Below are 14,396 nucleotides of genomic sequence, written 5' to 3'. Positions count from 1 at the left end.
CTAATAACTGTCATTTAATGACAGTAACTTACAATATAATATAAATCGGCTATAATTACACGTAACTGTCACACATCGACAGTTACTTGCAGGAGTCACTATGAATTTCGCTCTTTATGCGGAGTTGCAGCAGTTAAAAACCCAATATCTCAGTCAAACTGAATTGAAATACCTTCTGGGCGGTACAGAAGATAGTCGATTTGCCAAAATTAAGAGGGCTGTGGCTAAGGGATTGCTGATCAGAGTTCGACGCGGATTGTACTGCCTAAATGAAGCTTTAGCACGAGAGAAACCTCATCCTTATGTGTTAGCCGATCGGATTTATGGACCTTCGTTCATTAGTTTGGAGTCCGCATTGTCTTATCATGGGTTAATTCCTGAAGGCGTCAAAGTGGTCACATCGGTAAGCGGGAGACGTCGAAATTATTTTAACACTCCTTTGGGTGACTACTCCTACATGACTGTACCATCAAAAAATCTCATGTGCTCAGTTCAGCGAGTGCTCGATGGTGAGTCTGTGTATTTAATGGCCTCTCCTTGGAGAGCTATCGCAGACTACGTATATTGTTATAAAAAAGATTGGGATACTATTGAACCCTTAGTAGCAAGCTTACGTATGGAGCAAGAAGATATTCCTAAACTGACACACGAAGAAGCTGATCTACTCATTGAATATTATCACCATCACCGAATCACTCAATTTTTAATGGGTGTATTAAGGAGTCAATAATGGTCACGGGAAAGATAAGCCTATCAGTAAAGTTCAGCACTCAATTTTCCTTTGTAGATCTGACCACTACTCCAATTACTTTAAACACAAGAAATAACCCATATCTACTGACCAGCCAAATTGCTAATATGATTTTACAAAAATGTTAATAAGTCCTCAGTTAATACATTAATATTTGACTACACCTACTATATATCATCAGAATAATCCTGGACATTTCTTATAAATAGATCCATAACATAATTAGGGTCATAATCTCCCTGTTCTTTATTGCCACAATATATACAGACACTTTCATACTCAAGAAACGTCCCTAAAGTGCAAGAAGGACATATACTTAAGGGAATGCATCCCCCTTTTGAACCTACTTTCATAATATTATATGCATAACGTCTTTCTAATAGCTCCTCTATGATTTCGCTAAATTCAAAATGATTATTGCACTTCATACATTTCATGCTAACATTAGTTTTCTCAGTGAAGTCACAATTTCCTGGTTCAACTAAATCTGAACGGCAATTAGGGCATTTTATTGAATCGAAAAAATTGATAACGGTATTAGGATCATCATCCTGCTCAACTGGAAAAATTCTATTTAAGATATTGGTAAAATCAACTTCCTCCCATTTTGATATGCAATCTCTTTTAATATCATCATGAATTTTCTTGATCTCAACCAAACTGTTATAATTTTTTTCACCATAAAGAGTTATCGGATCCCATTTGCAATGTTTATTATTAAATTTAATAATTAACAAAAACGAATTTAGTACAGCATTTTCTAACATCTCCATTGGAACGCTTGTGTAATGATGTTCAATTGAATTCCTCAAATCAGCAAGTTCTCTCAAATCCTTTACTTCATCAGTCACTGAAATTTTCACTAATTTAAATCTTTCCACAAAATCATCAAGCCCTATTGTTTTAGAACCTTTCCCCTTCGCGACCAATGTTTCGCCAACTAACTCAAACGAGTAATGTTTTTTTATTAATGAGTCTCCGCAAGATTTAGGAGAACGTCTTATTAATTCAACTTTGAATAATAACATAACACCAGAATATATATTTCTTATAGAACTAATAATTCTACGCTCGTCATTTTTTGACAGTTCATAATCTTCAAAACCTAATTGAATTAAATTAAATGCATTTTTTTCCAATAAATTCATCATACCCCCTAATTTTATCACTTACTCTTTAGACTTTCTTATTTATCATAATGCATCTTTATTAAATAACTATTAGTAGTCTCTTTTTCCCAAGCAGCATCTTTTGAATTTTAGACCACTTCCGCAAGAACAAATATCATTGCGACCCAGTTTATTCACTTTTCGAGAATGTTTCTTCTTGATTACAGACTCAGTATTCATAAGGATTGAGTTATTATTAAAAATCTTATTGGCCTTATCTAATATCTCTTCATGATTTTTGAAAAATACATTTTCTAAAACAATGAAATCGTACGAGCGATCCTTAGATGTTACATTTTCTGTAGCAATACCAATAACTTTTTTTAAATTTAGCTTGCAATATAGCATCGTGGCGAGATCTATTAGATCTTTTGCCCTTTTCACCCTTGGCGCCTTAGTGGAGAAAATTAATATTGCCTTTTCATTTATTACAATATAACACACTTTTTTAAGATGCTTTCTAGAAGAATCTACATTATTCATTACATCTAAAAACTCCCAGCCTAAATTATTTCTCTCTGCACGAGTTAAAGATGCTAATTCAGTAACTGTCTTAAAGTAATTTTCTACACTACCCTGCGGAAAATCATTTCTTGGTATTTCATGAATAAATTCAGGATAGTAATCAATAGACTTATGTATCCAGTTAATAATATTATCTATTAATGGACTTTGTTTATGTTGCTTATTGCTATTTTTAATTCTTATATAGTTCTCCCAAGTATTAGGCTCAATAGCTAAATAACTTACCTTGTTTGCAATCAATTCCTCAGAAATTTCTGGTCTTGTTAGGTGAAGAGCTAAAATGTCTCTTTGTGGTGTCAAATTACTAATTAAGTCATGATTATATAAAAATTCTCTTGCTTTAAGATACTTAATAAAATCTGGCAATGTATCAATTTCAGATGCAATCAGCTCCAATTCTTCTCTTAAGAAAATATGAATTGCAATCTGATACTTAGATGTAAAACCACCATATATGGCTGTCCGTTCATTATCAGGAAACTTTTCTTCATTAAGATCTAATACAACCAATCCTATAATCTTAGTAAATTTATCTGATTGAAATGGGATTTTTATTCCCCTACTATTTTCGACATCGATAATTAGTTTATGTTCAATTGCCTCTTTTATTGCCTTAAACTGGCTAATTGCATCATTAACTTTCTTTTCAATTCTTTTGTAGTCAAGGTCTGTTTTTTCTGAAGCTTTTTTTAATTCAATTTTAGATTTTACCTGGTAAACAATCAGATTATCACCAAATGGAATAAGAATATCTGCTGCTTCTTTTATATGACCTGATCTTTTTTTATAAGATGGATTCTTGACGACAAAATCATCAAGAAACATGCGTATGCATATTTTTTGTACAATATCCTCTACTACCTTCCCTCTATGTCCTGAGTTCATCCTATACTCCTTCAAGTTTAAAAACAATTTTAATTATAAAGCTGATGTAACCATAAAGGATGATAGGTACTACGTATCAGACTTTTTTCTAAACGAACAATCGTCCTTATTACAATTATAGCGTATTACACTAACTCAGCCTCTATGTCATATAACTGCATATATGTGCTAACGGCGTCGCGTCTTGAGTTGTGAGGGGTTTTCCTAAATCGAGATTAAATTACCATCATCTACATCAATCACTAATTCTATTAAGAATGTAAAGATTTTCTAACAACATGAGCCCTCATTTACCGCTAATAGCATAATGGCCTGACTATTCCGACACATATTCCGTAATAGTCATGTCTAAAACGGAGTTGATGTCAGAATAGTCAGAATATAAAAAAACCCCGCTGAAATCGTTAGTGAGATTTGACACCATCACCTCTTTCAATAGATAGAACCCTATTAACTAAGTCATCCTATTCTATTATACTTATGCTTAGAGATACTTTAGTAGGAGATCATCATGACCATAGTAACTATACATGATGCTAAAACGCATCTTTCAAAGTTAATCAATGACACATTAGCTGGAAAGTCAGTGATTATAGCCAAAGCCGGAGTGCCAGTTGTTAAGCTAACAAAATACAGCTATAAAATAACGCCAAGACAAGGTGGACAGCTTAAAGGGCTTATTAATGTCAGCAAGGATTTTGACGCCCCACTCCCCAAAGATGTACTAGATACATTTTAGATCCTTCGACCGAATGCTCATAGCTGAAGCGATATATAATGGTTTAACTATCCGATTACAACGATAAAGGCCTAGCCTGGATATTGCCCGAAAGGCTTGATACCCTCGGTCCTTGATGTTATACACTCTACTCTAACCATACGAGTGGTGGGCGAATAGTGCAAGCTACAGATAAAAATTACGATAGAATACAGAGTACCTTTGAGTCAGAGCGTTTAATACAGCACGACGATAGCAGTTTTGCCATGCTCAATTTCCCAACTGCAATCCGCAAGACTCAGTATGAAGGATCATCTCCCAAGGTTACACTTCGCTATTACCGCTCACTAGTGAATTACAATAGCGACCTCCTAGGCTTAACGTTTCCCGCTGAGACCATCGAGACGGCAACAAATGCGGTTGATGATATGATCTTCTTCTACGATCTCATCACACAACATCCAACACCGCCACTAAATACCATCATCGCTAAAATTATCGAACGAAGCCAAAATAAAGGGCATTGCTATTTCCCCTCTGGCTGGTTAGGCGATCCTGGACATTTTGCAGGGATGAAATTTAAGCCGATTGAAAATAATCAATTCATTGTCTCGATAGTGCAACAAGGATCGGGAAGCGAATTTCATCGACCTTTGCGTATCGTTGGCACAACGATAGAACAGAGTTATCAGTCAGAGGAATTCCGGCTTGATTGCAATACTGAAAATGGCCAACACTTTTTATTGGGTGTAATTAACTTATCAATTGATCAGAGAGTTATTCAAACAGATAAAGTTTCGATACAAAATGGTACGTTCACTTTACCCAGCCATCGCGAGACCATCACGCCCTTCGGTAAAGAGGACTTATATGCTTTAATGGTATTTTACGGTGAACCAATTAAAAATAATAATCCTAACCTAAACACAGCCACTCGTCCTCAAATGACAGGAACTTGCAGTGTTACGAGTATTGAAGCCGTAGTACGAGATGCAATGCTCTCTACGGGTAAGATTTCAATCGACAATATCAATCAATTCGAATTTGTACTTCGACATATCTCTATCATTGAAGCTGTTAAAGAATTTAAATTAGGACGTACAAAGTTAGTGCTACTGCAATGGGCATTGAGAGAATACGACATGCTGCTCAATCTGTATGGCGTAGATATTTTAAGCGAAAATGCAGTAAGGGCTAGCAATGAATTTTCAAGTGCAGTGAACCACCTGATTCAGACTGAACATGACAAGCAAATCACATTGCGATGTTCACCAGAACCTTTTCCGGCTTTTTCTGGCGAATGGATCACTACCTCGAAAATTCCAGTCGCAACAAACAAAAAAGAGCAAGATACTCCACCAAAAAAAACCCAAAAAGATATTCCACAACTCATAATAAACGGCTGCAAACCCCAAGATATCATTGGCTATTTAGATCAAGCAATCGACTATTTTAAAACGAAGCAAGATCGAATGCAGTTGATGGAACTACGCGATTTTATGCATAGTTTGTCTGCGCCTTCTGCAGAACTAGCTGATAACTATTGGGATCAACTCGAGGAAAACACAAAGTTATCGGTGATTATTAAGTTAAATAATCTAATCAAAATGGGTCAGGAGATCGATCAATACAATAATTATCTCAATAAAGATTATCGACAGTTGTACAACTTCGAAATTTCACTGATTGCGTATGATATTGCAGCTCAGTTAGCACCTCGTATAGCATCCTTATCCTTTAATAACCGATTTTCATTAACACTAAATGATGTTTTTACCGACCAAGTGTGTTACCACGATGTAACGAGCTATCATACTATAAAAAAAATAACGGCAAATTTTCTAAGACGAGCACAGAATACACAACCAATATTTGGACACTCCATTAATTATGCAGATAATGATGCCACTCAAGATTATGTGATAAATGTGTTGCTCACACCTGAAAAAAAACGGCACGCTATCCAATTACTCAAAGACAACGGGTGCTTAGGCCATGAGCATCAAAATGCACCAGTAAACATGTTGTTTAAAGCAATTATCATGCGATCGTGTGAAGCTATAGAATCAGGCAAGTTGGTGGCAAAACCTTATCCCGCTGAACAATTTATGGGCGAATTTATTTATGAATTGATAGCGCTATCAGTCACCATACATTCTTTGGGCCAAAACGATGGTCATTATGGCCACTTAGCTGATGAAAACACTAAAAATCCTAAATTTAGCGTGAATAAAGACACTAAATTTCATCGAGAATTTAGACTTAAATCTCAACTGACTCATCGCCAACAAATTAATAATGCTAATAAAGCTCTATATGAGCTAGAAAAACATTATCCAAAAATACCAACACAAAATACCTCACATCTAGATTTTGCTGAAAATACTATTTATCACCCCATGAGTGATTTGGCTCAACTCAGAGAACAAGTGAAAAACGAAAGGGAGGCTATTCTTCCCTATGAACTCAAACCACTTGGACTATTCAAACCCGAGTGGTCCTATGAAAGCTTACCAGAAGAACTAGACGAAGATTTACGTGCTATTGCTTGCACACCATCATTGCAAGTGGTAAACACTCTTGAATGGGCAAAATTAAATATTGATAAATTGACGAATGGGATCGTAAGGCAACGGTTAAGTGAACTCCTATTTTCCTACGCTAAACTTGATATTGCCTTAGCAGATAATACTGAAAATACGCATTCTCAATTGGTAGATTTTTTTGATTTAGGATTTAATACCTACTCATTCGATCCCGATGATCCCAACCACTTCAGTGCAAGTGATACTCCAAACCAACTCGTTTTTTTATGGCTATGTCAAATTCAACATTCACTACGTCGCTATGTCGAATTATCAGCTAAAATTTATCAAACATCCTTACCATCTCACTGGCTAAATGTTCGCGCATTACTCTTGCCACAGCTTGAGCGAAGTCTTAACCATGAAGACCGTACTCGAGTCGCTAGAATTATTTTTACCAGCTATGAGTTTGAATCTAAAATAATACCCAGCGATATCCCAATTTTATTAATTTCCCGACTTGTTTTACAAATGAATCCGTATACCGATGGGACAATGCTATCGAAAGAGATGAGTAATGAACTCGATTATAGTGTTGAAAGCGTTTGGTTAAAACATCGAAAACAAATCTGCACCTTATTAATTAACTATTCTAAAGATGATCTATCTACTCTTCTAAATCGTGTTTATTCTAGCGCTATTAAAGAAAATATAAATGCAGAATGGCAAATGTTAGGTGACCAAATTCAATCTTTAGATCAAACACTTCACATCGACTTAATCTCAGCAATTTTCAGCAAAGATCATCGTCCCGTTCGTGATAAAACCCGCTGGATTAATGGCATGCGCGCATTTAGCGAGCTCGCCATAAAGAAAAATCAGGTTACCTTGATCGATAACGGTTATGTGACCTTTGAAGGAAAGCCTGAAACAGAAAGCTCCCGATACGGAAGCGTTATGTCCACTGATAAAAGTTTTGAATTTTTATATTACACCGGCAATCGAAATGTTTATGCGACCTATCGCTATCTCACCATCAATAGTGAAAGAGTTCGATTGTGTTTATTACTCGATAACGAGGGTTCATATACCTCGCCTGCTGAACATTTTCAAAAAAATCAATTGAATAATCCGTTTGAAGCTTTCGCCAACCGTATTGACTATCAATATTGGTATGATACTGCAACTCCTTCGCGTGTAGTTGTAATGCGCCGTACAGAGCCTACATTCGCCTATGTTTATTCGAGTGAACTTGGGTGGCAACGTTTGAATTATTATCAAGGTATCTGGAAATTTGAAAAACAAGTCCTGCTCGATTTATCGCAACCAAGAACTCAACTTGAGCAAGCATGGGCAAATCGGCTACAACATATTGCTGGGCTTCACGGGATTAAAGTAGAAGGGATATTAACGGAAACTAGCACTTGTCAAATCAACACAATTACGTTTAATACTCTCAATTTGAGTTTTCAGCGACATGAGACACGCCTCGAATGCATAGAGTTTCCAGGATATTTTTTATCAACTAAACGCAGCATTAAGCAACTGAATGGCCTCGCTACAATGATCTTGTTAGAAAATGACCAAGAAAATGAAAAAATATTAGTTCCTGCTTTTGTATTACGTTCATTTGATGGTAATGCTGCTTTTTCTCTAGAAGACATTACGACATTCATTCGAATCAATCCTCAATATATCTTTCAAAAAGAATTGAATCAGTATTATCAATATAGATTAACTCGTGAAGGTGATTTACGAGGCGATATTGTTGAATCTAATTTATATTTAGCCATACTATATAGAAGTCAAGGTGATTATAAAAGAGCGGCATCAAGCCTGATGCGTACATACCACCATTATAATAATGATCAAGAACTGCGCCAGCTCGCTGAACAACTCACTCAACGTCAAGACTTGACACCACTTGGCGCAGCTTTTGATAGCAAAGTTATGACTAGAATGGTGGAACACACTAAAAAATTAGCCAAAAAAGCAGATGTATGGTTAGGAAATCCAATACCTGATTTCATCGAACATGCGCTGGGTCAATATCAATATTATGCGCAGACATTTGGTAGCCACAGAGAAGGTATTAGCATAGTCCCTGATTATTTACGCTTGAGCACTCGTGATATTGAAGCAATGCGAACCGCGCATGATTTTTTCTCACAGAAAAAGAATCTCAACGCTGCGTTTGATGATATCACTACGAAACCAAATCAAAAGCAGGTGTATACTTCATTTACTTTTAAAGGTACTAATTTAGCCTATGAAAAACAATTTTATTCATTAGAAAACACCTTACAGTTTAATTCTGAGCGCCATCGACGAACAACTGATTCACGACCACCTTTTCTTCGTATCTACTATGATCCACGTAAGGATGCGCTCAATCAACTCAAAGTGAAATATGAAAAACATATCTCTGATCAACCTGCACTTGAGTATTTAAAAACACATTTTATCGCCTATTACGAATCTGCTATATCGAAAGATCCTGCTATCAATAGAAGATTACGCTATGAACTATTTTTATTATTACGGAATGACTTAAGCAGAATCAATTCTCACTTTAATTTAATCTCATTGTTAGCATTTGTTGCAAAATATCCCCAGGAATTTCGAGGTTTACCTACATTTGAGCAAGCTCTCGATTGTTTTACCCAAGTCACAAAACGTGCACAAGCTTTACTAACAAAAGGTTTTGATAACAATTGTCTCATCGCTGATTTTACCAATCAATATGTGAATCTTGTAGATGAACCCTTACTACCTAACATAAATCAGAAGACTAATAGCTTACAGTTTGATCTTACAACAATACAATTACCACCCAATTGGAATCATCCATTAGGTGAACTTGTTACCCGTCATTTTGATATATCTAGCAAAATGATCAGCGATAGACCATTCCCACTTGTCGAATCAGGACTAGGAAATTGCACAAACATAGCGCTAAATTTGTTTCGACGTTATCGTAGTGGTCATGAACAAAATCAACGCACAGAAAAACGTTACTATGCCTTTTCCAACACATTATCTGTCAGTGAACTTCACAGTGATCTACAAACAATGGCACAGAATGACCAACATCAATTACTGTTAATGCAGGCTGATATTCAGCGTGGGTTAACGACTTCAATACAAGATACGCGCACAAGTTATTTATTAGAATCAGCTTATCGAGTTGAGCAACTATCTCGCCCTACAATCAATCACATAATGAAAGCATTGTTAAAACATGATGTCACACATTTCACTAGGCTTAATTATTTTTTGAATCAAACACAAGTAACCAATCTGTTAAGTAAGGCAGTGAATTATGCATTATTGCAATGTAAAATCGATCAAATTTCTGAGGTCTTGAGTGTTATCAAAGGCCCTATACAATTACTGGGACAAACTGTTGATAAGATAAGAAATTATAATATCCTAGAATACCCTGAATTTCTTGTTTATGAATTCAATACTCAACGAATGATAAGACCTGACCAAGCTACAGTACTTTTGGTTATTATCAATCACATCATCAAAGGCGGCTTGTTTACTGATACAGAAATTCGACATGCCTTATTACAATTTCCTGCAGGAGGTGGCAAAACAGCTGTAATACTAAACATTTTAGCACAAATATTTGCGCGACTTGGACTATTACCCTTTATTGTAAATACTAATGAACTCTATCAAATTGGAGTGCAAGAAATTCCACATAGTTTAGGCGATAGTTTCCAACAAGGAATGGAAGTAATTGAGCGTGGAATCGACTATAAATGGTCCCAAACTGAAATGGAACAGCTATTGGCTAGCCTTAAAAATTGGCGAGCTGACGAAAAATGTGTTTTGATTACCGACACAACGTGGCATTCTCTATTAACCACCATGAAAATTGCCTATGCTAACAAACAAGAAGCATTAGCCGAATCCGCCTATTCTGTACTTTCTTATATTAAGCACAACGCCATCAAACTTGAAGATGAAGGACATCTGATCAGCGATCCTTTACAAGAAAGCATCAAAACATACGGACTTATGCAGACAATTCCAGTAGAACAGCAAGAATTATTTTTATATGCTTATGATTATCTCATGGGCCGAGCAGAAGGCAGTAAAAAAATAGCAGCGCTTGCAGGAATTGCCAATAAAAGTCTGATCAGTGTCAACGCAACCAGCCTGCAATTAATTCGTGAACAATTTATTGAACACATGGCTACAAACAGTGTATTTGACCCTCTTGATCGTATTAAATTAAAACAATATTTATACCAAGAAGAACGCAAGCGACCCTATTGGTTGGATAATGTATTTCGCTCCAATGATTTACTTGCAAATAGTGTTGTGCTAGTTCGGGCCTTTGCACATACTTTATTACCACATATTTTAACCCTGCAATATAAAAAAGATTATGGTGCTTCTATTCATTTTCGCGATATAACCGTTGCACCCAAGCATGATGCTAAGGATGTTACTTCACATTTTAGTGATCAAATACTTGTGATGGCATTAACCATTCAGTTCTATGAACAGCAAGGTATCGCCAAAGAATATATCATTAAAATAATCCAACAATTACAAATTCAACATCGTAAAGAACGTAAATACAATAGCGGTATCACACGTGCACAGCGATTTATCAATACGGTATTAAATATAACACTGAATCACCCTACTTTTGACGGACTCACTCAAGGAAAAATAGACCATTACACTGACAGCCCACAGTTTTCATACCATCCGAAAATAATCAAACACTTTTTACGTAAATATGCACTGCCACAGATTAAAACACCAAAGTACCGTGTGATTTCGACCCCAGCTCACTTTCAAGCAGGTTTTAAGTACAGCATCATGGTAAGTGCAACACCCGGTTTACGGGCAACTTATCCTGGATTTTTAAAAACATCGGATTGTTTTTTTGATACAGCATTTGAATCTCAAGTGATCGATACATTATTAAAAGCCAAAAATGAATTTTCTTGTCTCTTAGATATGACACACACTCCAAATCAATTCGTTGAGCAATTTCAATCGCAGTGTCCACAACTTTATGAAGCGATGACAACATTGATTGATCGTGGTGCTTTGCTTTCAAATAATAAAGCCCAACAAGTTATAGAAGCGATATTGGAAAAAACTGAACCAGACAAACCCAAAGCCAATGCAGCTTATTTTGATGAACAATCTATGGTGTTGCGTTCGCTTAATCATGATTATCTCAACATGCAAATTCCAGGGACGCGTATTCAACAGGCTCTGCAACGTTACGGTATTAAACTTGAAGATTTTTTATTATTTTTATTTATTGATTTAATCAAAACCACTGGCCTCGATGTGAAGCGACCGTTTAAAGATCGTGCTGGCGTAACCGTTGGAAAAGAACAGACTGTTACTGAAATTATACAAGCAGTTATGCGAGAGCGACAATTATTGTGGGATGATGCCCAAACCATCATTTGGTTGATGTTCAAGTCATTATATAGCCAAGTTCACCGCAACTATGAAACATTTGACCCAAAAAAAATATTCTATTGGATGATACATAACGAAGCTAAACAAATCTCTACAAAAGTGGTAATGCGAGCTTATCAATTTATATCCCAGCAAATTGAAGACGTTATTTGGGAGAAAATTCATCGCAAAATTGTTTTGTATGCCACTTATGAGAACCGATTACAACAATCTTTTGATTTAACGGCATATCATCGCTACGAATTAGAATCAGTTTTTGCAACCACAGAAGTTGTTTTGCAAAGCTATGTCAAGAAAACAAGTGAATATTTTAGTCTTGTTCCGTCACAATTACCAAATGAAACACAAGTATACCTTCGTGAAACCATTCAAGATACTGCACAATTGATAGAATTGATGCGTCAACCTCATGGCGCGGAATTAAATACCCTAGTGATTCAAGAACAAAATGAAGAAATTCAGGAAACTCAAGAAACAGTGCAAGAAGAACTAGTCAAAACATTATTTGACCAATCAAATTATTTCGAATTTAATTTAGAAGTCTATGATGAGAGTGATCAATTGACTGCCATTTTCAATCATGATTCAAACACATATCAACTTTTGACATTTCCACGTTGTAAAAATCTACAATTACCACCATTGCGACTTCGTTATATCAATCATTCACCACTAAAGCAAACGAATAATAGAAATGAATTGCCATCGTTAAAGCCCATTCGATTATTATTAGTTCAAGTCAAAGAAAAACCTGAATTTGTTGCACTATCTGCAGCCGGAGGAGAATACTTTCATCATGAAATTCAGAGCTTAAATACACAAGCGCCCCAAGAAATTTATGCGATTATTGGTTTGGATAGTGGCATCCTCTCAGCCAGCAAAACGTTATCTGCGCATCAACGATTAGCTTTACTAGCATCGCCTCAACTTCAAGAAATGTTAGTATTTTTAAGTTTATTAAACGGTCAGTACACGAATTTAGTTAAACAAGCTGAAATAGCCCAGCGTTATCAGTGGACTAAAGAACAATATGAATGTTTATATGACCGAATCACCGAGATCCATGTATCTCGACATTTAGTGGAACTTTCGCGTAAGTTAGATCATAACCTTGATATGACTCCGCCCATCGCATCACAACGTTCATTTCCCGTAACTCAATTAACAACGGCGAAAATACCGCATCAACGAGTCAGTGCTTTACATTATATTAGCAAACCTACTTCAGCCCTACCTGATAGCTTATTGTATAAAAATTTAACACCAGCCATTGAGCATTCATTTGCACCAACTAAAACAATGACATTTTATGATTCATTATTATCTTACGTAGATTATGATGATACAAATATAATCGAACCGGGTGATGAAGATCCTTCTGAGCCATCTGAACCTGCTCAACGACCACCTCAAGCCTCTGAAGCGAGTACACTACAACCTTTTCCTTTTATTTCGACATTATTCTCCTGGTTCCAACCGGAATTACCCTCTGCTCTGCCCCCAGAAATATTTACCCCAAAACAACCGAAACTTGAAAAATCTCCGTATCATTGTGAGCCGACCTGGATCCAAGACGAAAATGATTGGATACCTACCAATACCTGTAATGGAAAAGATTATCAGGTAACCGTCTTCCCCAAAATACCAACAACCACTGACCTATCAACCCATCACAATGAACAAACGCATTATTATGGTGATTCGTACGAGCCTAGCTCATGCCGTCCAATTGAGCACCATGGAAGACCTTCTGTGGCTTGCGATGGTGATCACTCCACTCTGATTTACACGCCAACCATTACACCAGGCCCACTCGACAATCTTTATTGGAATATTCAATTAGGCAGAGTGCTCTATTATGCATGTTCTTCTACCTACCAATGGTTTACTCAGCCTCGGTCTGAACCGTCTGAGCCAGTCGATCTCATAACAGATAAACAGCTGGCCAATGAAAAAATAGATCAATTACAGCAGCGTTTAACAAATGCCGAAAAGCAGCTTAATTCTATCAAATCACAATTAACCAAGGTTGAATGGAATGGATACATATGGGGCATTGAAGATTATCAGAGAGATATGGATGGTGTTATGACGAAATTGAATCGTGGAAAGTTAACGCACAGCGATTTAGAAGAATTTTGCCTTGATATCGATTATTTATGTGATGAAATCATTGAAGTGGTTCAAGATAAAACAAGCGAACAAGTCACAACTCAACAAAAACCCAAAGAACAGCATTACACTAAGACAGATTTTTTTGCACACAAACCTAGCTTGAATATTCAGAATAGTATTCATTGCTCCGTGGCTGATAACGCAAGTCTAGTGGCTGGATCCAGATAAACAGTGTTAATAGA

At 36.3% G+C, this 14,396-nt stretch carries 5 protein-coding genes; 3 read left to right on the top strand and 2 right to left on the bottom strand.

Annotated elements, in window-relative coordinates; genetic code table 11:
* Positions 1-100 precede the first annotated feature (100 nt).
* Positions 101-730 carry a hypothetical protein gene (locus K2X50_06135; GenBank protein ID MBX9586819.1) on the top strand — a complete coding sequence of 210 codons (630 nt, stop codon included), beginning with the start codon at positions 101-103 and terminating at the stop codon, positions 728-730.
* Between the two features lie 188 nt (positions 731-918).
* Here the strand turns inward: K2X50_06135 and K2X50_06130 are convergent, their stop codons facing one another.
* Positions 919-1,899, bottom strand: coding sequence for a hypothetical protein (locus K2X50_06130; GenBank protein ID MBX9586818.1), 981 nt, complete (start codon positions 1,897-1,899; stop codon positions 919-921).
* A 72-nt stretch (positions 1,900-1,971) separates the two neighbouring features.
* Positions 1,972-3,330: an SEC-C domain-containing protein gene (locus K2X50_06125; protein MBX9586817.1), complete on the bottom strand. Its 1,359-nt coding sequence runs from the start codon at positions 3,328-3,330 to the stop codon at positions 1,972-1,974.
* 511 nt (positions 3,331-3,841) lie between these two features.
* On the opposite strand from K2X50_06125, the gene K2X50_06120 reads away from it, so the two are divergent.
* Together K2X50_06120 and K2X50_06115 are read left to right on the top strand one after the other, a co-directional pair.
* On the top strand, positions 3,842-4,069 hold the full coding sequence (locus K2X50_06120) for a type II toxin-antitoxin system prevent-host-death family antitoxin (protein ID MBX9586816.1): 228 nt from the start codon (positions 3,842-3,844) through the stop codon (positions 4,067-4,069).
* Between the two features lie 158 nt (positions 4,070-4,227).
* On the top strand, positions 4,228-14,382 hold the full coding sequence (locus K2X50_06115; GenBank protein MBX9586815.1) for a DUF3638 domain-containing protein: 10,155 nt from the start codon (positions 4,228-4,230) through the stop codon (positions 14,380-14,382).
* Positions 14,383-14,396: the final 14 nt, after the last annotated feature.

Source organism: Gammaproteobacteria bacterium, from assembly GCA_019748175.1.
GTDB lineage: Bacteria > Pseudomonadota > Gammaproteobacteria > JAIEPX01 > JAIEPX01 > JAIEPX01.
Note: the sequence above shows the minus strand (reverse complement) of the source record. Positions and strands in the feature narration are given on the sequence as shown.